This window comes from Brevundimonas sp. EU05-FHT14B11 (genome assembly GCF_058790835.1).
The window spans coordinates 505,811-530,498 of sequence record NZ_JBYTCY010000001.1 but is presented as its reverse complement, the minus strand read 5'-3'; the positions used below and the strand labels follow the sequence as shown (position 1 = coordinate 530,498).

General features: G+C 68.5%; 28 protein-coding genes. 19 read left to right on the top strand and 9 right to left on the bottom strand.

Going from position 1 to position 24,688, the window contains the following annotated elements; all coding sequences use genetic code 11:
* Positions 1 to 22 precede the first annotated feature (22 nt).
* On the bottom strand, positions 23 to 2,197 hold the full coding sequence (locus AC3WRV_RS02695; protein ID WP_291833458.1) for a M3 family metallopeptidase: 2,175 nt from the start codon (positions 2,195 to 2,197) through the stop codon (positions 23 to 25).
* Positions 2,198 to 2,318: 121 nt separating this feature from the next.
* Here AC3WRV_RS02695 and AC3WRV_RS02690 point away from each other — a divergent pair, with 121 nt between their 5' ends.
* Positions 2,319 to 3,170: a glutamate racemase gene (locus AC3WRV_RS02690; protein ID WP_291833461.1), complete on the top strand. Its 852-nt coding sequence runs from the start codon at positions 2,319 to 2,321 to the stop codon at positions 3,168 to 3,170.
* A gap of 62 nt (positions 3,171 to 3,232) precedes the next feature.
* Entirely contained in the window at positions 3,233 to 3,769 is a 537-nt protein-coding gene (locus AC3WRV_RS02685; RefSeq protein WP_492312047.1) for a hypothetical protein, read from the top strand.
* Here the strand turns inward: AC3WRV_RS02685 and AC3WRV_RS02680 are convergent.
* Positions 3,702 to 4,367, bottom strand: coding sequence for a DUF2306 domain-containing protein (locus tag AC3WRV_RS02680; RefSeq protein WP_492312046.1), 666 nt, complete (start codon positions 4,365 to 4,367; stop codon positions 3,702 to 3,704). The two genes, AC3WRV_RS02685 and AC3WRV_RS02680, sit on opposite strands and share 68 nt — an antisense overlap.
* Before the next feature lie 104 nt (positions 4,368 to 4,471).
* Between AC3WRV_RS02680 and AC3WRV_RS02675 the strand changes: the two genes are divergently transcribed.
* Positions 4,472 to 5,257, top strand: a complete 786-nt coding sequence (locus AC3WRV_RS02675; RefSeq protein ID WP_492312045.1) for a LytTR family DNA-binding domain-containing protein — start codon at positions 4,472 to 4,474, stop codon at positions 5,255 to 5,257.
* Between the two features lie 2 nt (positions 5,258 to 5,259).
* On the opposite strand, the gene ahpD is transcribed toward AC3WRV_RS02675, so the two are convergent.
* Both ahpD and AC3WRV_RS02665 read right to left on the bottom strand, forming a co-directional pair.
* Positions 5,260 to 5,790 (bottom strand): alkylhydroperoxidase, AhpD family, encoded by a 531-nt coding sequence (gene ahpD, locus AC3WRV_RS02670; RefSeq protein WP_291833473.1) that lies wholly within the window; start codon positions 5,788 to 5,790, stop codon positions 5,260 to 5,262.
* A 164-nt stretch (positions 5,791 to 5,954) separates the two neighbouring features.
* The gene (locus tag AC3WRV_RS02665; RefSeq protein ID WP_291833476.1) at positions 5,955 to 6,509 is read right to left on the bottom strand and encodes a peroxiredoxin; all 555 of its coding nucleotides are present in this window, start codon (positions 6,507 to 6,509) and stop codon (positions 5,955 to 5,957) included.
* A 231-nt stretch (positions 6,510 to 6,740) separates the two neighbouring features.
* Here AC3WRV_RS02665 and AC3WRV_RS02660 point away from each other — a divergent pair, with 231 nt between their 5' ends.
* Positions 6,741 to 7,652: an SIMPL domain-containing protein gene (locus tag AC3WRV_RS02660; RefSeq protein ID WP_492312044.1), complete on the top strand. Its 912-nt coding sequence runs from the start codon at positions 6,741 to 6,743 to the stop codon at positions 7,650 to 7,652.
* A 157-nt stretch (positions 7,653 to 7,809) separates the two neighbouring features.
* Positions 7,810 to 8,238 (top strand): HIT domain-containing protein, encoded by a 429-nt coding sequence (locus tag AC3WRV_RS02655; protein WP_492312043.1) that lies wholly within the window; start codon positions 7,810 to 7,812, stop codon positions 8,236 to 8,238.
* Here the strand turns inward: AC3WRV_RS02655 and AC3WRV_RS02650 are convergent.
* Entirely contained in the window at positions 8,222 to 8,776 is a 555-nt protein-coding gene (locus AC3WRV_RS02650) for a hypothetical protein (protein WP_492312042.1), read from the bottom strand. The two genes, AC3WRV_RS02655 and AC3WRV_RS02650, sit on opposite strands and share 17 nt — an antisense overlap.
* A gap of 298 nt (positions 8,777 to 9,074) precedes the next feature.
* On the opposite strand from AC3WRV_RS02650, the gene sdhC reads away from it, so the two are divergent.
* The 8 genes from sdhC to AC3WRV_RS02610 are packed head-to-tail and all read left to right on the top strand — an operon-like array spanning position 9,075 to position 14,259.
* The gene (gene sdhC / locus AC3WRV_RS02645; protein WP_291833523.1) at positions 9,075 to 9,452 is read left to right on the top strand and encodes a succinate dehydrogenase, cytochrome b556 subunit; all 378 of its coding nucleotides are present in this window, start codon (positions 9,075 to 9,077) and stop codon (positions 9,450 to 9,452) included.
* Positions 9,449 to 9,868, top strand: a complete 420-nt coding sequence (gene sdhD / locus AC3WRV_RS02640; RefSeq protein WP_492312041.1) for a succinate dehydrogenase, hydrophobic membrane anchor protein — start codon at positions 9,449 to 9,451, stop codon at positions 9,866 to 9,868. The genes sdhC and sdhD overlap by 4 nt, the downstream gene beginning before the upstream one ends.
* 3 nt (positions 9,869 to 9,871) lie before the next feature.
* The gene (gene sdhA, locus AC3WRV_RS02635) at positions 9,872 to 11,659 is read left to right on the top strand and encodes a succinate dehydrogenase flavoprotein subunit (protein ID WP_291833491.1); all 1,788 of its coding nucleotides are present in this window, start codon (positions 9,872 to 9,874) and stop codon (positions 11,657 to 11,659) included.
* Between the two features lie 2 nt (positions 11,660 to 11,661).
* Complete coding sequence (locus AC3WRV_RS02630) at positions 11,662 to 12,465, top strand: succinate dehydrogenase iron-sulfur subunit (RefSeq protein ID WP_291833493.1); 804 nt, start codon at positions 11,662 to 11,664, stop codon at positions 12,463 to 12,465.
* Positions 12,466 to 12,470: 5 nt separating this feature from the next.
* Positions 12,471 to 12,812, top strand: a complete 342-nt coding sequence (locus tag AC3WRV_RS02625) for a gamma-glutamylcyclotransferase family protein (RefSeq protein ID WP_492312040.1) — start codon at positions 12,471 to 12,473, stop codon at positions 12,810 to 12,812.
* 18 nt (positions 12,813 to 12,830) lie between these two features.
* Complete coding sequence (locus AC3WRV_RS02620; RefSeq protein ID WP_291833500.1) at positions 12,831 to 13,151, top strand: 2Fe-2S iron-sulfur cluster-binding protein; 321 nt, start codon at positions 12,831 to 12,833, stop codon at positions 13,149 to 13,151.
* Positions 13,085 to 13,939: a kinase gene (locus AC3WRV_RS02615; RefSeq protein WP_492312039.1), complete on the top strand. Its 855-nt coding sequence runs from the start codon at positions 13,085 to 13,087 to the stop codon at positions 13,937 to 13,939. The genes AC3WRV_RS02620 and AC3WRV_RS02615 overlap by 67 nt, the downstream gene beginning before the upstream one ends.
* On the top strand, positions 13,936 to 14,259 hold the full coding sequence (locus tag AC3WRV_RS02610; RefSeq protein WP_492312038.1) for a PilZ domain-containing protein: 324 nt from the start codon (positions 13,936 to 13,938) through the stop codon (positions 14,257 to 14,259). Before AC3WRV_RS02615 ends, AC3WRV_RS02610 begins: the two co-directional genes overlap by 4 nt.
* Here the strand turns inward: AC3WRV_RS02610 and AC3WRV_RS02605 are convergent.
* Both AC3WRV_RS02605 and AC3WRV_RS02600 read right to left on the bottom strand, forming a co-directional pair.
* Positions 14,256 to 15,218: a dienelactone hydrolase family protein gene (locus AC3WRV_RS02605; protein WP_492312037.1), complete on the bottom strand. Its 963-nt coding sequence runs from the start codon at positions 15,216 to 15,218 to the stop codon at positions 14,256 to 14,258. The two genes, AC3WRV_RS02610 and AC3WRV_RS02605, sit on opposite strands and share 4 nt — an antisense overlap.
* 70 nt (positions 15,219 to 15,288) lie before the next feature.
* Entirely contained in the window at positions 15,289 to 16,296 is a 1,008-nt protein-coding gene (locus tag AC3WRV_RS02600; protein ID WP_492312036.1) for an aldo/keto reductase, read from the bottom strand.
* Between the two features lie 94 nt (positions 16,297 to 16,390).
* Here AC3WRV_RS02600 and AC3WRV_RS02595 point away from each other — a divergent pair, with 94 nt between their 5' ends.
* Entirely contained in the window at positions 16,391 to 17,284 is an 894-nt protein-coding gene (locus AC3WRV_RS02595; RefSeq protein ID WP_492312035.1) for a LysR family transcriptional regulator, read from the top strand.
* Between the two features lie 149 nt (positions 17,285 to 17,433).
* Here the strand turns inward: AC3WRV_RS02595 and AC3WRV_RS02590 are convergent, their stop codons facing one another.
* Complete coding sequence (locus AC3WRV_RS02590; protein ID WP_492312034.1) at positions 17,434 to 18,288, bottom strand: HAD family hydrolase; 855 nt, start codon at positions 18,286 to 18,288, stop codon at positions 17,434 to 17,436.
* Positions 18,289 to 18,403: 115 nt separating this feature from the next.
* Here AC3WRV_RS02590 and AC3WRV_RS02585 point away from each other — a divergent pair, with 115 nt between their 5' ends.
* Positions 18,404 to 19,021 (top strand): ankyrin repeat domain-containing protein, encoded by a 618-nt coding sequence (locus AC3WRV_RS02585; RefSeq protein WP_492312033.1) that lies wholly within the window; start codon positions 18,404 to 18,406, stop codon positions 19,019 to 19,021.
* Between the two features lie 4 nt (positions 19,022 to 19,025).
* Here AC3WRV_RS02585 and AC3WRV_RS02580 read toward each other — a convergent pair whose 3' ends face one another.
* Positions 19,026 to 21,347 carry a PAS domain-containing sensor histidine kinase gene (locus AC3WRV_RS02580; protein WP_492312032.1) on the bottom strand — a complete coding sequence of 774 codons (2,322 nt, stop codon included), beginning with the start codon at positions 21,345 to 21,347 and terminating at the stop codon, positions 19,026 to 19,028.
* 157 nt (positions 21,348 to 21,504) lie between these two features.
* Here AC3WRV_RS02580 and AC3WRV_RS02575 point away from each other — a divergent pair, with 157 nt between their 5' ends.
* The 4 genes from AC3WRV_RS02575 to AC3WRV_RS02560 all read left to right on the top strand — a co-directional run bounded on the left by AC3WRV_RS02575 (position 21,505) and on the right by AC3WRV_RS02560 (position 24,660).
* Positions 21,505 to 21,915: a metallopeptidase family protein gene (locus tag AC3WRV_RS02575; protein ID WP_492312031.1), complete on the top strand. Its 411-nt coding sequence runs from the start codon at positions 21,505 to 21,507 to the stop codon at positions 21,913 to 21,915.
* Between the two features lie 75 nt (positions 21,916 to 21,990).
* Positions 21,991 to 23,166 (top strand): dual-specificity RNA methyltransferase RlmN, encoded by a 1,176-nt coding sequence (gene rlmN, locus AC3WRV_RS02570; protein WP_492312030.1) that lies wholly within the window; start codon positions 21,991 to 21,993, stop codon positions 23,164 to 23,166.
* Positions 23,167 to 23,390: 224 nt separating this feature from the next.
* A complete protein-coding gene (locus AC3WRV_RS02565; protein ID WP_291841064.1) occupies positions 23,391 to 23,834 on the top strand; it encodes a DUF350 domain-containing protein in 444 nt (147 codons plus the stop codon).
* 4 nt (positions 23,835 to 23,838) lie between these two features.
* A complete protein-coding gene (locus AC3WRV_RS02560; RefSeq protein WP_291841066.1) occupies positions 23,839 to 24,660 on the top strand; it encodes a S1 family peptidase in 822 nt (273 codons plus the stop codon).
* Positions 24,661 to 24,688: the final 28 nt, after the last annotated feature.

The following is a 24,688-nucleotide window of genomic DNA, read 5'->3' as shown; positions in this document are numbered from 1 at the left end:
CGGTCGCCCTGCGGCCGGGCCGTCAGGAGGTCGGGAAGCCCCGCACCTTCAGCAGCGCCCGCACGTCCGGGTCGCGGCCACGGAAGGCGCGATAGGCTTCGGCGCGATCCACAGTGTTGCCCGGGGCAAGCATGATCTCCTTGAAGCGACGCGCGATGTCCGGATTGAACACATCGCCCGACTCCTCGAAGTAGGCCCAGGTGTCGGCGTCCATCGTCTCGGACCAGAGGTACGAATAATACCCGGCCGAGTAGCTGTCCGACGTGAACAGGTGATTGAACTGCGGCAGGCGGTGCCGCATCACGATCTCCTTGGGCATGCCGTAACGCTCCAGCGAGGCCTTCTCGAAGGCGTCGATGTCGGTCGGCGGCGTGGCCTGGGTGTGTAGGTCCATATCGACCAGCGCCGAGGACAGGTAGCTGACCGTCGCGTAGCCCTGGTTGAAGGTCGAAGCGGCCTCGACCTTGTCCAACAGCGCCTGCGGCATCGATTGGCCGGTCTGCACGTGCTTCATGTAGCCGTTCAGGATCGGACGGCTCAGCACCCAGTGCTCGTGCACTTGCGAGGGATACTCGACGAAGTCGCGCGGCGTGCCGCCCAGCGCCGGATAGACCACATTGGACGAATAGGCGTGCAGGGTGTGGCCGAACTCGTGGAACAGGGTCTCGGCGTCGTCCAGCGAGATCAGGATCGGCTCGCCGCCCTCGGCCTTGATGAAGTTGTTGTTGTTCGAGCCGAGGGTGTTCTTCGGTCCGTCGAAGGTCGAATGCGACCGGTAGGTCGTCATCCAGGCGCCCGACCGCTTGCCCGCGCGGGCGTAGTCGTCGGTGTAATACAGGCCGATCGGACGGCCCGCGTCCTTGACCTCATAGACCACCACATCCGGGTGGAAGACCGGCACGGTCCCCGGCGCCAGCTTCTCGAAGGTGAAGCCATACAGGCGGCGCGCCATCTCGAACGAGCCGGCGCGGACATTGTTGAGCTCGAAATACGGCTTCAGCTCATTCTGATCGAGGTCGTACTTCTGCTTCCGGACCTTCTCCGAATAATAGAGATAATCCCACGGCTCGATGTCGTGCCCGGCGATGGCGCGCATGTCCGCCACTTCCTCGGTGACGCGGGCCTTGGCCGGAGCCCAGACACGGTTCATCAGCTCCATCGCCGCGGCCGGGGTCTTGGCCATGGTGTCCTGCATGCGCAGTTCGGCGTGGTTGCGGTAGCCCAGCAGGCGGGCGCGCTGCTGACGCAGGCGCACGATCTCGGCGATGGTCGAGTTGGTGTCGTTGCGGTCGCCGTTGTCGCCACGGTTCACGAACTTGCGCCACACCACCTCACGCAGGGCGCGGTCATCGGCGAAGCTGAGGAAGGGATCCACGCTGGAGCGGGTGTTGATGATCGCCCAGCCCTGCAGGTTGCGATTGCGGGCGGCGGCCGCGGCGGCGGCCTTGTTCGAGGCGGGCAGGCCCGCGACGCCGGCTTCGTTGGGGATCACCGTCCAGGTGTTCTCGTCGGCCACGACCTTCTGGCTGAAGGCGGTGAAGGCGTTGGCCAGGGCGGTGTTGATCCGGCCCAGCTCGGCCTTGCCGGCGGCGTCCAGCGCCGCGCCCGAGCGGATGAAGCTGTCGCGGCTGCGGGTCGCGATGCGCTTCTGGGCGGCGGTCAGACCCATGGCGTCGGCGTTGTCGGCGACCGTCTTCACGCGCTGGAACAGTTTGGCGTTGAAGCTGATCTCGTCGCCGGCGGCGGACAGCAGCGGCGACAGCTCGGTGTCGACCGCGTTGTAGTCGTCCGACCCAATGTTGGAGGTCATGACGCCGTAGATGTTGCCGACCAGATCCAGCGGCTCGCCCGCCATCTGCATGGCCACCAGGGTGTTGGCGAAGGTCGGGGCCTCGGCGTTGTCGGCGATGGCGTTGTAGTCGGCCCGTTGCAGCTCGATGCCTTCCAGCAGCGCCTCGCGCAGCTTGGCGGCGGTCACCTTGTCCCACGGGGGCACGCCGCCGTAGGGACCGGTCCAGGGCTGCAGCAGTTCCGCGCGCGGGGTCTGCACCGGCAGGACGGCGCGGGCGACCCGAGCGTCCGCTTCGAGACTCCCGGCGGAGGCGCTGGCGCCCAGGGCCGTGCCGGCGGCGCAGCCGGCGGTGGCGGTCAGGGCCATGAGGCTCCCTCCGGCGATGAGAAGTTGACGTCTTTGCATGGGAACTCCGTAGCGGCGGTTCGTTTCCGGGACCCTAGGCCCGCGGGGGGCGGACTGTCACATGAACGCCCTGTAACCTCCAGCCATGGACGGCGCGGAGCCGCGCGGCTAAAGCGCGCCCATGGCCATTGGCGTTTTCGACTCCGGCGTGGGCGGGTTGACCGTTCACCGCGAACTGACCCGACGCTTTCCCGAGCGGGATTTCGTCTATCTGGCGGACCAGGCGAACGCCCCTTACGGCGGCCGGGGCGGCGAGGAGATCGTCGATCTGACCCGCGCGGGCTGCGAACGCCTGTTCGAGGCGGGGGCCAACGTCATCGTCCTGGCCTGCAACACCGCCAGCGCCATCGCCCTGCGCCGCCTGCAGCAGACCTGGGTGCCCGAGGCGCGCGCGCGCCACGGCCGCCCGGTCAATGTGCTGGGCATCATCGTGCCGACGATCGAGGCCGCCACCGGCCTGCCCTGGACCTATGAGGCCGAACGTCTGGGCGACAAGATCGAGGCGCTTGAGATCACCGGCGTCTTCTGCACCGCCGCCACGGCCATGAGCCGGGTCTATGAGATCGAGATCGACAAGCGGCGCGAGGATCTGGCCGTCTTCTCCGAGCCCTGCCCCGGCCTGGCCGGCCTGATCGAACTGGGCGCCCCGGCCGAGGAGCTCGAGGTCGTGGTCCGGGACCATGTCGACGCCCTGCGCCGCCGCATCGGCCGTCATCCGGACAAGGCCATCCTGGGCTGCACCCACTATGAGATCGTGGCCGAGATCTTCGCCGCCGCCCTGCCGCCCGGGACGTCGCTGATCCACCAGCCCACAGCCGTGGCCGACGCCCTGGACCGCTATTTCGAACGGCATCCGGAATATGTGCTGGGCGGTTCCGGCCGCCGCGACTTCCTGACCAGCGGCAAGGCCGGGCCGCAGTCGGAACTGGTCAGCCAGTTCTGGGGCGCGCCCCTGACCTTCACGCCCGCCTGACGCCAGACTGTGACTTGACGAATACCGCCGTTCGTCGCCCGATGGCGGCGGGAGGATCGATCATGCTCAAGTCATTGCTCGCCGCCGTCGCCGTGCTGGCGTTCGCCACGCCGGCCGCCGCCGAGGTCGTCGAACGCAGCGCCGACCATTTCGTCCTGCGCTATGTATCGACCCTGGAGACCACGCAGGAGGACCTGATCGTCTCGGTCGAGGACATCGGGAACTGGTGGAACCCCGCCCACACCTACAGCGGCGATTCTCACAATCTGCACCTGTCCCTGGACCCTGGGACCTGCTTCTGCGAGGCCATGCCGGACGGGTCGACGTTCGAGCACGGCGCCGTCTATGAATATGATCCGGAGACCGGGGTCCTGATCGACGCGGCTCTGGGACCGCTCAAGGGCAAGGCCACACTGGCCAACTGGGGCATCGGCTGGACCGGCGGCGCGGGCGGGGCCGGCTGGGATGTGGTGATGACCTATGTCGTCCGCGGGCCCGGCCTGGGGGCGTACGCCGACGGCGTGGACGCGGTCATGCAGGATCAGTTCTATCGATTCGTCCGGTATATCCACTACGGGCCCGAGGCGCCGGAGGCGTAGCGTCCCAGCCCCACAATCTGAGCCACAGCTCGATCACGATCAGGTTCGGAACCCAGCACAGGAAGGCGATGGCGGGATAGGCGATCGCGAAATCCAGCCCGTTCATCATCGACAGCGGGATCATGATCCTGAGCGTCACCGCTGCGAAGGTCAGGGCCAGGCTGCGGATCATCCAGCGCCGGTGCTGGGCGAAATCCCCGGCCACGGCCTTGCGCCACGCCAGCGTCGTGGTCGCGAACCAGGCGAGGGCCAGCAAGCCGAACCCTAGGCCGGCCAGCGGTCCCGCCGACGTGGTCAGCGCCAGGCCGAGGCCGGCGAGCGCGCCGATCAGGCAGGCGACCACATAGACCCGGCCCGCCATGCGGTGCCACGCCCTTCGCGGACCGCGCCAGGTGACCAGCTGGAAGGCGCCCAGGGCCAGCGCCGTCACTCCGCCCGCCACATGCGCCAGGAAGATGATCGGCCGCGCCTGCAGGTGCGTCGCCATAGATTCCGCCATGATCGGCGACGGCAACAGGAAGCGGGCGCTGAACAGGGCGACCGCAAGGCACATCAGGGCCAGCAGGCCGAACAGGGTCGTGGTCGCCACGCGCTGCATGAGGGATCTCCGGGAAAACATGCAGCCCGCTTGAAACGCCCGCACCGGGCGTGTCAGCCTTGATTTCGCGAACGGCCCGATCCGCTTCGTGAACGGAGCAGGGCGTGACGACCGAAGGCGTGAAACAGGGCATGCGGCGTCTGCGCATCGGCCGCTCGGGGATCGTCGAGCTGATCGGCCTGATGCTGCTCGGGTGGTTCCTCGCCGCCACCTCGGCGTTTGACTCGGAAAACGTCCCGAAGCTTCAGCGCTACCTTTTCTGGCAATTCGCCCTGGTCGGCGGCGGCGTCATCGCGGCCATGATCGAGCCGTGGGTCGCGCGGCGGCTTCCCGGCCGACCGCGCCTGTTCGTCCTGGCCCAGCTGATCGCCATGACACCGCCGATCACCCTGTGGGTGGCGATGCTGCCGGTGGCCCTGTGGGGCGCGACGTTTCAGCCCGCAAAGCTGATCTGGGGCATGCCCAGCGTGCTGACGGTCAACAGCGCCGTCGTCGGCCTGGCCTGGCTGGTGCGCACGGCGTTCAAGCAGACCCCCGCGCCCGTCTCCGATGGGGCCGCGCCGCCGGCCATTCGGGTCAAGCTTCCGCCGCGCCTGGCGCGGGCGCGTCTCATCGCCGTCGAGGCGGAGGACCACTATCTGCGCGTCCGCACCGAGGCCGGATCCGATCTGGTGCTGATGCGGTTCGGCGACGCCCTGGACTCGCTGGGCGCCTGCGACGGGTTCCGCACCCATCGCTCATGGTGGGTGGCCCGGACCGGCGTCGAGACCGCTCGCTGGAAGAGCGGGCGGGGCGAACTGGTCCTGTCGGACGGAGCGACGGCGCCGGTCAGCCGAACCTACGCCGCCGCGCTGAAGGGGACGGACTGGGCCGCCCCCGTCACCGCCTAGGTTCAGGCCAGCGCCGCTTCCGACGCCACGATGCGGCTGGCGGCGTGGACCACCGCGCCGATGCGCAGGGCGGCCTGGACCTGGGTGCTGGGCACGCCGTGCTTGCGCAGTTCGCCCTCGTGGGCGTCCAGGCAGGCGCCGCAGCCGTTGATGGCCGAGACGGCGGTCGACCACAGTTCGAAGTCCATCTTGTCGACGCCCGGATTGGCGATGACGTTCATCCGCAGCTTGGCCGGGATGGTCGTGTACTCCTGGTTCTTCATCAGGTGCAGGGCGCGGTAGTAGATGTTGTTCATGCCCATGATGGCGGCGGCGGCCTTGGCCGCGTTCATCGCCTCGGGCGACAGGATCGTGGCCGCCTGAGCCTCGATCGCCTTGACCACCGGCGCCACGCCGATGGCGTGAGCCGAGGCCAGGAAGCAGCCCCATTTCTGCTGGTCGTTCAGCACCGTTTCGGCGGCCAGAGACGACAGGTTCAGCGAGATATCCTTGCCGTAGGCGGGAATGAGGTCGCGCAGGGCGTCGATCGACATGGTTCGGGGTCCTTCCTGGAGGTGAGGTCCGCCATCCGCGCCGACGGCCGGACAGCGCCTTCATGTGTGGTCGCGCTCCGATAGGCCAAAGGCCCGGCGCGTTCACAAAACGAAACAGGCGGCGACTTGCGCCGCCGCCTGTCAGGGAAACACGGGCGTTACAGTTACGCCGCCAGGGTCTCGCCGCCCACCGGGCGGTTGCAGGCGCACAGTTCGTCGGTCTGCAGCGCATCGACAACGCGCAGGGTGTCAGCCGGCGCACGGCCGACGTTCAGGTTGGTGACGTAGACGTGCTGCACGACGTTGTGCGGATCGACCACGAAGGTGGCGCGCAGGGCGACGCCTTCTTCCTCGTTCAGGACGCCCAGTTCGCGGGCGAACTTGCCGCCGTTGTCGGCGAACTGCCAGATCGGCAGGGCGTTCAGGTCGGCGTGGTCACGGCGCCAGGCCAGCTTGACGAACTCGTTGTCGGTCGAGCCGCCCAGAACGATGGTGTCGCGGTCGGCGAAGTCCTTACCGAGCTTGGCGAATTCGGCGATCTCGGTCGGGCACACGAAGGTGAAGTCCTTCGGGTAAAAGAAGATGACCTTCCACTTGCCTTCGAAGCTCTCGTTGGTGATCGGCTCGAAGGCCGATACGCCGCCTTCTTCGTGGCTGTTGAAGCCCGGCTTCACGCCGATGATCTTGAATTCCGGCAGTTTTTGACCGACGCCCAGCATCGCTGTTCTCCTGGATAAGCTTGAAGGATGGAAATCCGGAGCGCCGGGGGAGCGGCGCCGCAGCTGCGAAATGACGCGTGCGATGCACAAAGTCAATCATTGCAGAGGCGAATGATCGATAGATAATTTTTATAGTCCGCATAGACCCTGACGGAGCCTGACGATTGCCCTCCGCCCCTTTACCCTGGCCGGTTTCAGGGATCAGGTCGGGGTGTAACAGGGAGTTTTCGAATGCGCCGCCTAACCGCCATCCTCCTCACCTTCGCCAGCCTCGCGCCGATCATCACCCCCGCGACCGCCCTCGCCCAGACGCCGCCCGCCTCCATCGGCGACCGCTACGTGCCCGCACCCTGGTGGATGCGCGATCCGGTCATCGCCTCGGTCGGCTATGTGCGAACCGAAGTGCAGGCCAACCGGGCCAGCTTCGGCGCCACCTTCCAGTCAGTGGAACGCACCGCGACGGAAGCTTCCCGCAAGGCGGCGGATCAGGTCCGCGCCCTCAGCCAGGCGCTGGGCGCCTACGGCGCCGACACCGTCCGCGTCGAGACGACCATCACCACCCGGCCCATCTATGATCAGTATCGCGACGAGAACGGCGTCATGCGCGACAACGTCCGCGCCGACCGCATCGCCCGCTATCAATCCGACGCCTCGGTGTCGGTGACCATAAGAGATGTCGCCGTGTTGGAACGGGTCTACGCGACCGTCATCGCCTCGCAGCCGACCTCGGTCAGCGCCGTCGGTTTCGGCCTGCAGCCTGACAATGCGATCCTGACCTGGCTTCAGGCTGAAGCCGTCAAGGACGCGGCTCGCAGGGCTCGCGCTGCGGCCGAGAACGCCGGAACCAGTCTCGGCGGGGTCAGGGTCATCGACCCGACCGGCCGGGCCTGCCAGACGGATGTCCTCGCCGGTTGGCCGTCCTATGGATCGGGCACGGAAGACGCCACGACGGTGCAGGAAGCCGTCGTGACCGGAAACCGTATCGCCGGCTACGCGTCGCCGGCTCCCCCTCCGCCGCCTCCGCCGCCGCCTCGCCCGGGCGTCGCGCCCGACGAGACCCAGATCGAGGCGGCCCGCCTCGCGCTGCAGCCGCCTCTGCGCGAACTGACCGATCGGGCCTGCGTCGTCTATGCGTTGAACTAGAGCGAAATCGGTTGAGTTGGACGCAGTCCAACTCGGCTCAGATTTCGCTCCAGTTTGATGCTGGACCATTTTTTGGATTCAGATCGTTCCGACCTGAAGCAAAAATGGTCTAGGCGTTCCGCTTGACGCCTCGGCCGCGACGGGCGACCGAGGCGTCATGACCGTTTCCTTCAAGGCCGACCCCGCCTTCGACGTCGGCTCCGTGATCGTGCTCGACTGGCCGCTGTGTCAGGTCCGGCTGCAGGACGACACCCGCTTTCCGTGGCTGATCCTGATCCCGCGCAGGACGGGCCTGCACGAACTGGAAGATCTCGACACGGCCGACCGGGCTGTCCTGATGGACGAGATCCTGAAAGCGGGAGAGGCGGTGCGGCTGCTGGGCGAGGCCGCGGGACGACCGGTGCAGAAGCTGAACGTCGGCGCCCTCGGCAACGTCACGGCCCAGTTGCACGTGCATGTGGTCGGTCGTCGCCATGACGACGCCCTGTGGCCTGATCCGGTCTGGGGCCGGGGCCCGGCGGTTCCCTATGGCGCGTCCGGCCTGCAGGCCGCCGTATCGCGGCTCAGACTCAGTTCGCCCGGCTGACCGTGACGGTCCGGGTGCGGCCGCCCTCTGTCAGGGTCCCGCGCCAGTCACGACCGGCGGGCTCCAGCATCAGCGCGCCCAGCCCGTCCAGCGTCACCGTTCCGCCCTCCGCCGTGGCCACGCCCGCGCCCGCCGCCCCGCGCCAGCCGCCCTCGACCGGACCGCGGCCGTCGTCATCCAGCACCAGGCCGAACAGGACCCGGCCCTGATCGTCCGAGACCCGCCAGCGGCCGTCCATGGCGCCGGCGCTTTGATCGACGCGGATTTCCGCCGCGGCCACGCCCTGGTCATAGGCCGTCTCGGTATCGCCGGGCGAATACTCATACGAGCGGACATAAGCCTCGACCGAGACCGGCGCGTCCAGCGGGCGGCGGTGCGCCTCCGTCTCCGCGTCGCCCTGGGCCCGTTCGCGACCGAAGTCGGACGCCGGCTCGAACGGCCGGATCGCCGGCGCCGAATATTGCGCCAGCGTGGACGGATGCGGCGCGGACTGCTGCAGCAGCGCGCCCGCGAAGGCGAGAACGATGAACCCCGACATGAAAGGAAGCTGCCGCGCGTGGGCCGCCGCGCCTAGTGCAGAAGCGCCACACGCGAAATCGTGATGGACGCCGGGCGCCCCGATCACGCGTCTGAGAGCGCAACTCGACCTTGGCCGCGTTGACCCCCCCGCCGCCGCTGACTAAAGCCTGTTCACCGATTTCGAGCGCCTGATTTCGCTCAGGTTTTTGAGAACCATTCGCAATATGTCGAGCTCCCCTCTGCCGGGCGACGCCTCCAACGATCCGACCGACAAGACCGGCCGTTTCGTGCGTCAGCCCAATGGCCGCATCCGGCCCCTGTCTCCCCACCTCCAGATCTGGCGCTGGCACGTCACCATGACGGCCTCGATCCTGTTCCGGGTCACCATCGGTGCGATCAGCGTCGGCGCGGCGATCGCGGTGGGCTGGCTGGCCGCCCTGGCCTGCGGACCGGAAGCCTATGCCGGGGTGTCGGCCCTGCTGGGCTCGCCGTTCGGCCTGTTCATCGGCTTCGGCCTGACGGTGGTGCTGTTCTCCTTCCTGCTGAACGGCGCGCGCCACCTGTTCAACGACACCGGCAACGGCCTGTCCCTGAAGTCGGCCAACCTGCTGTCGAACATCGCCGTCTGGGGGCCGATCCCGCTGGCCGTGCTGTTCTGGGTCCTGCTGTTCGCCACCGGGAGGGTCTCGCTGTGAACGGTCAAGCCAACAAGAATTCGGCCAGATTCAAGAACCACGTCAAGATTTCCGAGCGCCACGGCGCCGGTGAGTGGCTGACCGAGCGTGTCGCCCTGGCGCTGCTGATGCCGTTGGGTCTGTGGGTCGTGTCGAGCGTCTTCACCCTGGCCGGCGCCGGCTACGACGACCTGCTGGCCTGGTTCGCCGTCCCGCTGAACGCGGGCCTGCTGATCCTCACCCTGCTGACCCTGTTCCTCTTCGCCAGCCTGGCGTGGAAGGTCATCATCGAGGACTACATCCACAAGCCGATGGCCAAGACCCTGGCGATCGGCGGTCTGAACCTCGTCTTCCTGGCCCTGGCCGCGGCCAGCGTCTTCTTCATCGTGCGCCTGGCGCTGGGTTCGGCCCCGCTGCCGGCTGGTATCGGAGCCTGATCGGTGGCGGCTGCTTACGAATTCATCGATCACGCCTATGACGTGGTGGTTCTGGGCGCCGGGGGCTCGGGCCTTCGCGCCGCGCTGGGCGCCGCCCAGCAGGGCCTCAAGGTCGCCTGCGTGACCAAGGTCTTCCCCACGCGAAGCCACACCGTGGCGGCCCAGGGCGGCATCTCCGCCAGCCTGGGCAACATGGGCGAGGACTCGTGGAAATGGCACATGTACGACACCGTCAAGGGGTCGGACTGGCTGGGCGACCAGGACGCCATCGAATACCTGGTCCGCGAGGCCCCCAAGGCGGTCTACGAGTTGGAACACTGGGGCGTGCCCTTCAGCCGGACCGATGACGGCCGCATCTACCAGCGCGCCTTCGGCGGCATGACCCGCAACTACGGCGAAGGCCCGGTGCAACGCACCTGCGCCGCCGCCGACCGCACCGGCCACGCCATCCTGCACACCCTGTACGGCCAGTCGGTCCGTCGCGAGGTCGAGTTCTTCGTCGAATATTTCGGCCTGGACCTGATCATGCAGGACGGCGTCTGCACCGGCCTGACGGCCCTGAAGCTGGACGATGGCACCCTGCACCGCTTCCGCGCCAAGATGGTGATCCTGGCGACCGGCGGTTATGGCCGCGCCTACTTCTCGGCCACCAGCGCCCACACCTGCACCGGCGACGGCAACGCCATGGTGCTGCGTGCCGGCCTGCCGCTGCAGGACATGGAGTTCGTGCAGTTCCACCCAACCGGGATCTACGGCGCCGGCTGCCTGATCACCGAGGGCGCCCGCGGTGAAGGCGGCTACCTGACCAACTCGGAAGGCGAGCGCTTCATGGAGCGCTATGCGCCGACCGTGAAGGACCTGGCCCCGCGCGACATGGTCAGCCGCTCCATGACCATCGAAATCCGCGAAGGCCGCGGCGTGGGTCCGAAGAAGGACCACATCTTCCTGCACCTGGATCACCTGGATCCGGCGATCCTGCACGAACGCCTGCCGGGTATTTCGGAATCGGCCAAGATCTTCGCCGGCGTCGATGTGACCAAGGAGCCGATCCCGGTCCTGCCGACCGTCCACTACAACATGGGCGGCATCCCGACGAACTATCACGGCGAGGTCCTGACCCTGCGCGACGGCAACCCTGACAGCGTGGTTCCCGGCCTGATGGCTGTGGGCGAGGCGGCCTGCGTCTCGGTGCACGGCGCCAACCGTCTGGGCTCCAACTCCCTGACCGACCTGGTCGTGTTCGGCCGCGCCGCCGGCCTGCGCACCGGCGAGATCGTCGACAAGGCCGGCGCCGTTCCGGACGCTCCGGCGGCCTCGACCGACGGCCACCTGGCCCGCCTGGACCGCTTCCGCTTCGCCGACGGCTCGACCCCGACCGCCAAGCTGCGCATCGAGATGCAGCGCGCCATGCAGTCGGACGCCGCCGTGTTCCGCACGGGCAAGACCCTGGAAGAAGGCGTCGCCAAGCTGCGCGCCATCCATGCCCAGGGCGCGGACATCAAGACCACAGACCGCGGCCTGATCTGGAACACCGATCTGGTCGAGACCCTCGAGTACGACAACCTGATCGATCAGGCCCTGGTCACGATCGAGGGCGCCCTGAACCGCACCGAGAGCCGCGGCGCCCACGCCCGCGAGGACTTCCCGGATCGCGACGACGTCAACTGGATGAAGCACACGCTCGCCTGGAAGACGCCGGGCGACCAGACCAAGATCGACTACCGTCCGGTGCACAATTACACGATGTCGGACGATGTCTCGTACATCGAGCCCAAGGCGCGGGTTTACTGAACATGGTCCAGCTCACTCTCCCCCGCGGCTCCAAGCCCACCACCGGCAAGGTCCACAAGGCCCCGGCCGGCGCGCAGAACGTCAAGACCTACAAGGTCTATCGCTACGACCCCGAGGTCGACGCCGACCCGCGCTGGGACGTCTATGAGGTCTCGGCCGACGACCACGGCCCGATGCTGCTGGACGCGCTGATCCACATCAAGAACGAGATCGACCCGACCCTGGCCTTCCGCCGGTCGTGCCGGGAAGGCATCTGCGGCTCCTGCTCGATGACTATCGACGGGCGCAACGCGCTGGCCTGCACCAAGGGCATGGACGAGTGCGCGTCCAACACGATCTCGATCGGGCCGCTGCCGCACCAACCGGTGGTCAAGGATCTGGTGACGGACCTGAGCCTGTTCTACGCCCAGTACGACTCGATCCAGCCCTATCTCCAGTCGGACGAGCCCGACCCGGAGAAGGAACGCCTGCAGTCGCCGGAAGACCGCGCCAAGCTGGACGGCCTGTACGAGTGCATCCTGTGCGCCTGCTGCTCGACCTCCTGCCCCAGCTACTGGTGGAACCAGGAAGAGTACCTGGGTCCCGCGGCCCTGCTGCAGTCCTACCGCTGGATCGCCGACAGCCGCGATGACGCGACGGACAAGCGCCTCGACGACCTCGAGGACCCGTTCAAGCTCTACCGCTGCCATACGATCATGAACTGCGCCCAGGTCTGCCCCAAGGGGCTGAACCCGGCCGAGGCCATCGCCAAGACCAAGAAGCTGATGGTCGCGCCGGGCCGCAAGAAGGAAAAGGCTTCGGCCTGATCCGGATGACCGAAGTTCTCCTCTTCTCCTACGGCACCCTTCAGGATCCGCGGGTGCAGGAGGCGAACTTCGGGCGGCGGCTGGACGGTTCGGTGGACGCCCTGCCGGGCTATGACCGCACCCTGGTCGAAATCACCGATCCGGAAGTCATCGCCGAAAGCGGCCTGACTCATCACCCGATCGTCCGCCCGACGGCCGATGGCGGCGGGCGGATTGACGGCACGGTTTTCCACATCACCGAAGCCGAGCTTCGCGCCGCCGACGACTATGAGGTCGACGACTACCACCGCATTCTCGTGACACTGCAATCCGGGCGGGTCGCCTGGGTCTATGTCGCCCGTTCATAGTCTGCTAGCAGCCCATCAATGGCGAAGATCACCTACATCGAGCATGACGGCCGCGAGCACGTCGTCGAGGTCAAGAACGGCCTCAGCGTCATGGAAGGCGCGATCCGGAACAATGTGCCCGGGATCGACGCCGACTGCGGTGGGGCCTGCGCCTGCGCGACCTGCCATGTCTACGTCGACGAGGCCTTCGCCGCCGAGACCGGAAGGGCCTCGGCGATGGAGGAGTCGATGCTGGACTTCGCCGAGAACGTCCAGCCGAACAGCCGCCTGTCGTGCCAGATCCGCGTGTCGGACGATCTGGACGGCCTGATCGTGCGGCTGCCGGAAAACCAGCACTGACCGACGCCCGGCCCGATCTGGTCGCGCTGATCGGCGGCCTGATCGCCGCCGGACCGAAGGATCGTCCGCCCCTGATCGGGATCGCCGGGTCGCAGGGCTCGGGCAAGACGACTCTGGCGCGGGCCGCGGCGAAGGCCTTCGGGGCGGTGCAGATCTCGCTGGACGACGTCTACCTGACCCGGGCCGAACGCGAGGCCATGGCGCGGAAGGTCCATCCCCTGTTCGCGGTCCGGGGACCGCCGGGGACTCATGACCTGAGGCTGCTGGAGCGTACGGTGACGAGCCTGTCCGCGGCGGCACCGGACGACACGACCCCGATCCCGGCCTTCGACAAGCTGACGGACGACCGCGTGCCCGAACAGGACTGGACGCCTTTCAGAGGACGGCCGGCGGCGATCCTGATCGACGGATGGTGCCTCGGCGCGGTCGCCCAGGACGGCGCTTCCCTGATCGAACCCCTGAACCCGCTCGAACGGGACCAGGATTCGGACGGTGTCTGGCGCAGGGCCGTGAACGGTTTCACCGGCGGGACCTACCGGGCGCTGGCCGAGCGGCTGGACGCGCGCGTATTCCTCCAAGCGCCGGGGTTCGAGGTGGTCCTGGACTGGCGCTGCGAGCAGGAAGAGACGTTACGGGGCAGGGCCCTGACCGGGGCGGAACGCGGCCGGATCGCGGATTTCATCCAGGCCTTCGAACGCCTGACCCGCCATATGATCGACGGCGGCGTGCGCGCGGACGTGGTGGTGAAACTGGATCGAAACCGATTGCCGGTCACGGTGTCCGCATGAGTTCCCAGGACCGCCGTTTTGAACCGCGCTCGCCCGCCAATGCGCGCGGAATCGTCGTCGCGCCCGGGCTCGAGATGCCGTGTCTGATCGCGGACGTGTCCGGCGCCGGACTGAAGGTTCGTCTGGACCGCAAGCTGGCCCTGCCGCCCCAGGTGCAGGTGGTGGACATCGCCCAGGGCGTCGCCATCGAAGCCGACGTGGCCTGGTCGAAAGGGCAGGAGGCGGGATTGAAACGAAAGGGCCAGTCCAGCCTGCGCGGACTGACCCCCTCGCGTTTCGCGGCGGCCCGCGCCGCCTTCCTGAGAGCCGGCGGGCGCTAGTTCGCCAGGGTTCGCGTCATGAAGGCCACGACCTGGGGCCAGGCGTCCTGGCGCGCCGCCGCATCGGCCTCGGGCGACCCGCCGCTGCGGTTCGCCTGACGCACTCCGCCGTCGCCCACGAGGTCGTGACCGGCGTCCGGATAGACCAGGGCGGTGGTCTCAAGACTCGCTGCGCTCCGTGAACGGACGATGTTGCTCACCGCCGCGGCTGAATCCCACTGGGCGTCCTTGCCGCCGGCGATCAGCAGCAGGGCGCCGGGGTAGGCCTCGACCGGAATGCGGGCCGCAGCCTCCCTCTCGGGATGATCGGTGCGGCCGTTGGCGTGGATGGCGCGCAGGTCGGCGGCGGGTCCCGCCAGCAGGCCCTCGACAAAGCCGCGATAGGGCATGAAGGGCAGCGCCTGGCCGCCGAATGAGAAGGACGACCGCGTGCCCTCGGCCTCCACCATTTCCAGACCCCAGCCCTCCCAGACCACGTCGGTGGGGGCGTAGGCGACGACGCTGTCGATCCACGGATAGCGGCTGGCGGCGATCAGGGCGAACTCGGCCCCCTTGGAGGCGCCGAACAGGCCGAAGCGCTCGACGTCAGCGCCCGGCATGCCGCTCAGGGTCTCGCGCAGGTCGGCGATCTGGTCGACGCGGATGTCGATGAAGCTGCCCGGCAGGTCTGGGAATTTCGGCGGCGGACCATACTCGCCCCAGTTCGGCGAATAGTAGGGCAGGCCGACGGCGGCATAGCCCATGCGGGCCAGGATGGGGCCGAAGCGGGTGCTCGCCTCGTCATTGCCGTCCGCGCCGTGGAGGATGACCACCACAGGCTTCGGGGCCTCGCCCACGGTATAGAGGACCGCGTGCGGGAAGCCCGCGATAGGGCGCTCGGTCACGGTTTGAGCCGCCGCCACGCCCCCGAAGGCCAGCAAGACGAAGGCGGCCAGAAGTCCGGCCATTCGATGAAGCATCTGGAATTCCCCCGGCGGATCATCCGCCTTCATGGAGTAGTCGTCGCCGGGGGAGCCTTTGGATGCAACCTCAGCCGCGTTCGCTGTCCATGTGCTTCATCTGGGCTTCCGGATAGCGGGATCCGGCGGCCGAGCCCTTGGGCGCGGCGGCCTCCAGCGCGGCGAGATCGGCGGGCGTCAGGACGGCGTCGAGCGAGCCCAGCGCTTCCGTCAGGCGCTCGCGGGTGCGGGCGCCGATGACCGGGACGATGTCATCGCCCTGCGCCGCCACCCAGGCGATGGCCGCCTGGGCGACCGTCAGGCCACGCCCCTCGGCGACGCCGCGAAGGGCGTCCACCAGGGCCAGATTGCGGTCCAGGTTTTCACCCTGGAAGCGCGGGCTCATGGCGCGGAAATCCCGACCCAGCGCGCGGTCCTTGGACCAGTGGCCGCTGATCAGGCCCCGCGACAGCACGCCGTAGGCAGTAACGCCGACGCCCAGCTCGCGACAGGTCGGCAGGATGTCATCCTCGATGCCGCGCGAGATCAGCGAATACTCGATCTGCAGATCGACGATAGGAGCGACGGCGGCGGCCCGGCGGATGGTTTCCGCCCCGACCTCGGACAGGCCGATATGCCGGATCCAGCCCTTCTCGACCATGCGGACCAGCGCGCCGATGGTCTCCTCGATCGGCACAGCCGGGTCCAGGCGGGCCGGGCGATAGATGTCGATGTGGTCCACCCCCAGCCGCTGCAGAGAATAGGCGACGAAATTGTAGAGGGCCTCGGGACGGCTGTCGTAGCCGTTGAAGGCACCGTCGGGGTCGCGCAGGGCGCCGGTCTTGACGCTGAGGATGACGGCGTCGCGGTCGCGGCCCTTCAGGGCCTCGCCGATCAGCATCTCGTTGTGGCCCATGCCGTAGAAGTCGCCGGTGTCGAGCAGGGTGATCCCCTGGTCGAGGGCTGCATGGATGGTGGCGATGCTCTCGGCGCGGTCGGCAGGGCCATACATGCCGGACATGCCCATGCAGCCGAGGCCGAGGGCGGATGTTTCAGGACCGGTGCGGCCGAGCCGGCGGGTAGGGAGGGAAGCGGTCATCGAGGATCTCCTTATCGGTGGAGCGATATGTGCGCCCTTCCCCGCCGTTCGATAATCCGCCAATGTCCGCATGAGCCGTTCGGAATAGCGAACAATGAATCCCTCCTACGACGATCTGGCCTTGCTGGCCGCGGTGATCCGCCATCGCGGGTTCCGCCGGGCGGCGGCCGAGGCGGGGGTGTCGCCGTCCAGCCTGAGCGAGCGCGTCCGGGCGCTGGAGGATCGGCTGGGCGTCCGGCTGCTCAACCGGACCACCCGCAGCGTCAGCCCGACCGAGGCGGGGGAGGCGCTGATGGCGCGGATCGGTCCGGCGCTGGAGGATCTGGCCCAGGCGGTGGCGGCGACCGGCCTGCCGGCCGACGCGCCGGTCGGGCGATTGCGGATCAATGCGCCGGGCGCGGCGGATACGGCGCTGGGGCCGCTGATCGCACCCTTCCTGGCGACCCACCCGGGCGTGCAGATGGAGATCGTGATCGACAACGCCTTCACCGATGTGGTCGGCGAGGGCTTCGACGCGGGCGTGCGCTACGGCGAACGGCTGGACAAGGACATGATCGCCGTGCCGCTGGGCGGGCCCGAGCGCTTCGTGCTGGTCGCCGCGCCCGCGCTGCTGGACCGGGTCGGGCGGCCGGAACGCCCGGAGGATCTGGCGTCCCTGCCCTGCCTGCGGATGCGGCTGCCCGGCGGGGTCATGGCGTGGGAGTTCGAGAAGGACGGGCGGACAGTCCGCATCCAGCCGCAGGGGCCCCTGACGATCAGCGACGCGTCAATGGCCCGGACCGCGGCGCTGGACGGGCTGGGCTTCTTCGCCACCTTCGAGGCCTGGGCGCGCAACGACATCGCCGACGGACGGCTGGTGTCCCTGTTCGAGGACTGGCTGCCGCCCTTCGACGGGCCCTTCCTCTATTATCCGTCGCGGCGACATGCGCCGCCGGCGCTGGCGGCCTTCGTCGCGTTCGTCCGGGAGCGGAACAGGGTGCGAGGGTAGGCTGTAAGACTCTCCCCCCCCCCTTTGTGGGAAGGGATGTCGGCGCGAAGCGACGACAGGGCGGGGGACGACGGGGCAGTTTCTCCTTGCGAGGGGGCCCCACCCGGCCTCGCATCGCTCGGCCACCCTCCCCAGGAGGGGAGGGAGAACTACACCCCGTCCGGCATCGTCCCTGCGTTGATGGCGATACGGCCGATCAGGCCCTTGACGATCAGGTCCAGCGCCGAACCCTCGCGGTAGTCGGCGGCAGCGACGAAATTGACCCGGTCCTCGGAGATCAGGGAGTAGATTTTCTTCTGATCCTTCTCGTTGAAGCGCGGGTCGTAGACCGCGATCGAGAAGCCACCCTTGGTGTGCATCATCTTCATGGTCGGGACATCGGTGTCCCCGTCACCGAGGAAGATCATCCGCTCGAACGGCACGGGCCGGTCGTCGTCGGCCATGAATTTGTTGATCTTGTCGTGCTCCCAGTGGTTCAGCACGCCCTTGTTGATGCGGAACAGATACTGGGTCTTGGTGGTGTAGTTGACGCCCACCGCAGGCCAGATCGCGACGCCGTGCTCGTCATAGACAAACTTGGACGCGAACACGTGGTGGAACTCGTCCCGGATCGGGCAGCCGTCGATCATCTCCTCCAGCCCGGCGGAGATGATGTAGTGCTCGATGTCGAGGCCGTACTCGGCGCCCTTGGCGTTGATCCGATCGAACCAGCCCTTGCCGGTCAGGTCGTTCTTCAGACCGTCGAACAGCTTCACGTCCTGGCCGTGCTCGCGCAGGGTGTCGCGGGTGATCGGCGCATCGTTCTGGCGCGCGTGGGCCAGCATCAACTGCATGTACATCAGGATGCCGTCGCCGTCGGCGGCCTTGGTCAGGGCTTCGGCCTCGGCCCAGAAGTCGCCGATTCCCATCCCGATCGAGGGGATGAAGGTGACCTCCTGCATGTTGCCACGCGCGAGGGTGCCGTCGAAATCATAGATGAGGGCGGTTTTCAGAAGCTTCGTCATGCCGGGTTCTTATTCTTCCACTCGACCGCGCGCCAGCGCCGCCAAGAGATGACCAAACCTTAAGTACCTCCGTGACGGTCCTCTGTCATAGTTCGACTGTCCTACGGAGCCGCTTATGCCCTCGAAGCCTGCTTTCGCCCGTACCCTGATCGCCGCCGGCGCTCTCACCGCGACCGTCCTTTGCGGCGCCGCCATCCAGGCTTCGGCTCAGACCCCCGTCGCGCGGGCTTCCGGCGGCGGGTTGGTCGATACCGCCCGCACCGGGGATACGCGCGCAGCCGCGGTCTTCATCGCTCACGGCGCCGATGTGAATACAGGCCGGGACCACGACGGCACGCCCCTGATCGTGGCCGCCCGGAACGGCGATCTCGTCATGGCGCGCTTCCTGGTCGGGCAAGGCGCTGAAGTCGATCGTCCGATGAAGGGCGATGGAAATCCCCTGATCGCCGCCGCCGCCAATGGTCGGGCCGAGATGGCGGACTACCTGATCAGCCTCGGGGCCGATGTGAACGCCGTCGTCCCGGATGACGAGACACCCCTGATCAACGCGGCGCGCGAAGGCCATCTGGATGTTGTGCGACAGCTTGTGGCGGCCGGTGCGGACGTCAACCTGGCCGTGCCGGTCACCCTGAACTCCGGCGCCACGGAAATCCGCTCCCCCCTCAGCCAGGCGCGTCGCAATCGCCACGCGGCTGTCGTCGCCTATCTGGTCAGCCAGGGCGCGCGGAGCTAACGCTTCAGCCGAGCCGCAACTCCGGCGGGGCCGCCACGCCCGCCGCTTCCAGCGGCAGGTGCAGGATGAAGGCGGCGCCCTTGCCCGGCTCGCTCTCGACCTCGGCCCAGCCGCCGTGCAGCTCGACGAGCGCCTTCACCAGAGCCAGGCCGACGCCCGGACCGCCGCGCTCGCGCCGGACGAAGCGGTCAAAGACGTGGGCCTGCAGGTGATAGGGAATGCCCCGCCCGGTGTCCTCCACACGGATGCGGACCTCGGCCGGCGCGCCCTCTGCGATCAGGCTGACGCCGCCGCCGTCGCCCACCGCGCGGGCGGCGTTGTCCAGCAGGTGTTCCAGCGCCTGACCGACCCGCTGGGCGTCGGCGCGGATAGGGCGCAGCCCGGCCGGGCAAGCGACCGTCAGCGTCGCGCCTCGACCCTCGATCCGTGCACGGACCTTGTCAGCCGCCGTATCCAGCAGGTCGCAGACCCGGACGTCGCCGAGGGTCAGCTCCATCTCCCCGGCGTCGATCTGGGCCATGTCCAGGACGTCGTCGATGGAGCTGGCCAGCTGGCTGGCGGCGACGCGGATGGCCCCCGCGTGCTGGCGGCTGCGCTCGGGCAGCTCGCCCTGCAGCTCCAGGAGTTCGGAATAGCCGACGATGGTCGTCAGCGGGGTGCGCAGCTCGTAGGAGACGCTGCCCACGAATTCGCGTTTCAGGGCGGTGGATTCCTCCAGCGCCTGGGCCTTTGCGGCCAGAGCCTGCTCCAGATCGCGGCGGGCGGTGACGTCGGAGAAGGCGACCAGGGTCGCGCCGTCTGGAAGGGGACGGGTCTGCCATGAGGCGACGCGGCCGTCGGCGGTGCGGCCCTCGCCGGAGATCGGCACACGGCTTTCCGGATCCGGATCGGCGACCCGGGCCTTGAGGCCCAGCCACAGGCTGGGATCGGGCATGGTGGTCTGGCACAGGGCCGCGACGGCGTCGAAGTCGCCGGCGGCGCGCAGCTGATCGCCGCTGACGCCCCAGAAGGTCTCGAAGGCCTCGTTGTGCAGCCGGATGCGGCCGTCCGACCCGAACACGGCGACGGCGTCGTTCAGCTTGTCGAGGGTGGCGGTCTGGACCTGGATCTGTGCGTTGAAGCGGCTGCGCAGCTTCAGCTCGTCAGTGATGTCCGAGAACAGCAGCAGGACGCCGCCCAGCGGATGGGGCTGGCGCACCATGCGCAGGGTACGGCCGTCAGGCAGGGACCAGCTGTCGTCCGGGGCGGCGGCGGCCGCGCCGTAGAAGTCCAGTTCGCGCGCCTTCCACCCGGCGTAGTCGACAACCTCGGGCAGCAGCCGGCGCTGCCGCAGGCGGTCCAGCAGTTCGGCGTGGGTCGGGCGCTCGTCCAGCCAGGCGGGGTCCAGGCTGAACAGGGACTGGAAGGCGGTGTTGTGGAACGCCAGCCGCTTGGACGGGCCGAAGATGGCGACCGCGTCGGCGAGGTGGTTCAGGGTCTCGTCATGCGCCTCGACGTGACGGCGCAGGGTGTCGCGCGTCTCTTCCGCCTCGGTCATGTCCAGGGCGAAGGCCAGCACGCCGCCGCCCGGCGCGGGCTCGGCCACGATGCGCCAGGCCCGGCGGCGACCGCCGCCCGTGGTCCAGCGGAAGCCTTCCTGACGCTGATGCAGGCGCCCCGCCTCGGCGACGATGGCGTCGGCCCCGCGGTCGAAGGTCAGACCCTTGTCGCGGGCGGCCTCGGCGGTCTCGACCTTCATCTCGGCCAGCCAGGCGCGGTTGGCCCAGGCCAGGCGTCCGCCCGCATCGACCACCCAGGTCGGGGCCGGATAGTAGTCGGCCAGCAGGCCCAGGCCGCTCTCGGCCGCCGTGCCGATCAGGCCCAGACGCGACAGGCGCAGCCAGGCGGCGCCCGCGGCCGAGCGCCCTTCCACGGCCCAGGCGCCGGACTGGCCCTCCAGCACGGCGTCGAAGGCCTCGCCCCGGTCGATCAGGCCGTCCAGACGCGCGCCGGCGGCGGCGCGGACGGCGTCCAGCACGACCAGGACAGGGTCCGAGGGGACCACATCCGAGTCCGTCATCAGATCACGGACGATCACGTCCCAGGTGGCGGGCGACCCCAGCCGGTCGGCGCCGCCGCCCGGGGTCAGGGCGATGCGCACGTCCTCGAAGGCGGCCAGCGCGCCGTCTCGGGCGGAGATGTCGGCGTGGGCGCGGCCCATGGCGGCCTCAAGCACGCGGTTGCGATCGGCCAGCCGCCCGCGCAGCCGCGCGGCCCAGGCGCTGAGCGCCAGGGCGAGGCCCGCGGCGCCCGCGGTCGCGACATAGGCGATGTCCGCCTCGGCCATTGTGTGTCGATCAGCTCCCACGCTCCGATTCGGTAACCATACCTGATGGGGGGCGAGGGGCTAGGGAGTTAGGCGGCGGGATGGTGCGACGCTCTGGACCGACCCCGCGACCGCTTTACCTGTTGCCTGCCGCCCGTCGCCTGCTCACTTATCCTGCATGCCCTCCCCCTGGACCGACCAACTCGCCCCCTCCCTCGAGGACTTCGCCCGGCTGGCGCGCGAGGCGTTCGACGCCCTGCCGGAGCCGTTCAAGGGATTGGCCGGGGACGTGGTCATCCGCGTCGACGACTTCGCCAGTGACGAGGTGCTGGCGGGGTTCGGCATGGAGGACCCGTTCGAACTGACGGGCCTGTACCACGGCGTCGATATCGGCCTGAGGGACAGCATGGGCCCAGCGGCGGCGCCGTCGCGCATCTTCCTTTACCGGCGCCCGATCCTGGACGAATGGTGCGAGCGCGGGAATGTGGGACTGAGCGAGATCATCGCCCACGTCCTGATCCACGAGATCGGCCACCATTTCGGGCTGGACGACGACCAGATCCACCACATCGAGGATGAGGCGGACTGAGCCGTCCGCGGTCCGCCTTAAAACCAGCGAGATCTGTGGTATAAGGCGCGTTCCCCGCCACCCAAGGATGCCGCCTTGAGCCTGACGCTCGATCTATCGCGCACGACCGCGACCCCGTCCACGGCCCCCGTCAACCTGTCCGGTTTGACGCGCGCGGAGCTGCGGCAGGCGCTGGTCGACGCCGGGGTCTGTCCGCCCGAGAAGGCCAAGATGCGGGCGTCGCAGGTGTGGAGCTGGATCCACCACTACGGCGTCACCGACTTCGCGGCGATGAGCAATGTCGCCAAGGACATGCAGGCCAAGCTGGCCGAGGCCTTCACCCTGGCCCGCCCCGAGATCGTCGAGCGGCAGGTGTCCAAGGACGGCACCCGCAAATGGCTGATCCGCACCGCGCCGGGCATCGAGATCGAGACCGTCTACATCCCCGACGTGGGCCGCGCGGGCGCCCTGTGCGTGTCGTCCCAGGTGGGCTGCACGCTCAACTGCACCTTCTGCCACACCGGCACCCAGAAGCTGGTGCGCAACCTGACCGCCGCCGAGATCGTGGCCCAGGTGCAGGTCGCCCGCGACGACCTGGGTGAATGGCCGTCGCCCAAGGAAGACCGCCGCCTGTCGAACATCGTGTTCATGGGCATGGGCGAGCCGCTGTACAATCTGGACCACGTCGCCAACGCCATCGACATCATCTCCGACAACGAGGGCATCGCCATCTCGCGCCGCCGGATCACGGTGTCGACGTCGGGCGTGGTGCCCAAGATCGCGGAACTGGGCGAGAAGACCCAGACCATGCTGGCGATCAGCCTGCACGCCACCAACGACCCGCTGCGCGACGTGCTGGTGCCGCTGAACAAGAAATACCCGCTGGAACAGCTGATGGCGGCGATCCGGGCCTATCCGGGCCTGTCCAATGCGCGCCGCGTGACCTTTGAGTACGTGATGCTGAAGGGCGTCAACGACAGTCCCGAGGAAGCGCGCGCCCTGATGAAGCTAATTGAGGGCATCCCGGCCAAGATCAACCTGATCCCGTTCAACCCCTGGCCCGGCACGGACTATGAGTGCTCGGACTGGAAGACGATCGAGCGCTTCGCGGCCATCCTCAACAAGGCCGGCTACGCCAGCCCGATCCGCACGCCGCGCGGCCGCGACATCCTGGCCGCCTGCGGTCAGCTGAAGTCCGAGAGCGAGAAGGTGCGGGCGAGCGCCTTGCGCAAAGCTGGCGCGGACGACAGTGCGAGCGCGGAAGCCGCCTGAGCGCGGCAAGTGATTAGTGGCTAGTGATTAGTGGGTCGATGCGGACGCGCCGGTGGTTGGTCCGTTGGCTGGGATGCCTGATCCAACCAACCACTAATCACTAACCACTAATCCCCCCCAGACACACCCCGTCACCAATCTTGACCACCTGTGGCTTCCACGCGCTTGCGGATTGGGGCGAAAAACGGGCAATCGTTTTCGACCCCCTGACCAGCCGGACTCCCATGGACTCCTCGTCCCTTTCCAATGTGCTCGAAAGCGCCGAGGTGCAGGCCTTCGCGACCGGCTTCCCGACCACGATGGCCCATCTGGCCGTCACCCTCGGCCTGCTGCTGGTCGGAGCCGTGGTCTACGCCCTGTTCACCCCGTGGAAGGAGATCGCGCTCATCCGTGAGGGCAACGCCGCCGCCGCCGTCGCCTTCGCCGGGGTTCTGGTCGGCCTGGCCGTGCCGCTGGCGGTCTCGCTCAGCGTCTCGACCTCGATCAAGGACATCGCCCTGTGGGGCGTCGCGACCCTGGCGTTGCAGCTGCTGGCCTTCCGCGTCGTCGATCTGCTGCTGACCGGCCTGCCCCAGCGCATCCGCGAGGGCGAGGTCTCCGCCGCCGTCCTGCTGGTCGGCGCCAAGCTGGCGACCGCGGTGATCCTCGCGGCGGCTCTCACGGGCTGATCGGATGCGGGTTCCCGACTGGCTGATCTATTCGTCGGTGCTCGGAGCCCTTCTGGTCGCGTCGCTGGCGCATCGCGAGAACGCGGACGCCCCGGCCGCGCCGGCCGCTCCGGACGACGTCGAAGGCGCCCTGCTGGGACCGGTGACGCCCTTCGATCCGGCCGTCACCGTCAACGCTCCCGACATTCCCTTCCAGCCCAGCACGGGCACCGCCTTCTCCATCGCCCGATCAGGCCGCTGGGTGACCGCCCGCCACGTGGTCGAAGGCTGCCGCCGCCCTGCCATCATGGTGGGCGGCGGGCGGGCCGTGGCCGCCGACGTGCGCCTGGCCGCCCGGGCCGACATCGCCGTGCTGGAAACCGCCGGCGGCCCCCCTGCCCTGCCGATCGCCCCGCCCGGCACGCTGCGCGCGGGTCAGAGAGGCTTCCACCCCGGCTTTCCACAGGCGCGGGCGGGCGAGGTGACCTCGCGCCTGCTGGGTCGGGAGACCCTGAACATTCGCGGTCGCGGCGAACGCTCCGAGCCGGTTCTGGTCTGGGCCGAGGTCGGCCGGACCGACGGGCTGGGCGGGACCCTTGCAGGGCTGTCGGGCGCACCGGTGATGGATCGTCAGGGTCGGGTGGTCGGGGTGACCATCGCCGAAAGCCCGCGCCGCGGGCGCATCTACACAACCGCGCCCGACACCTTCCTGCCGGCGATGCGCGGGGTCCAGAAGGCCGACGAGCCCCTGACCAGCCGCGCGGTCACGATCGACAACTACTTCCTCGTCGCCGACAACCTGCGCCGCGACCTGCGGGTGGCGCGGGTGGTGTGTCTGTCGGTCTAGGCGAGTGACGGGGTGATCTCTCCCTCCC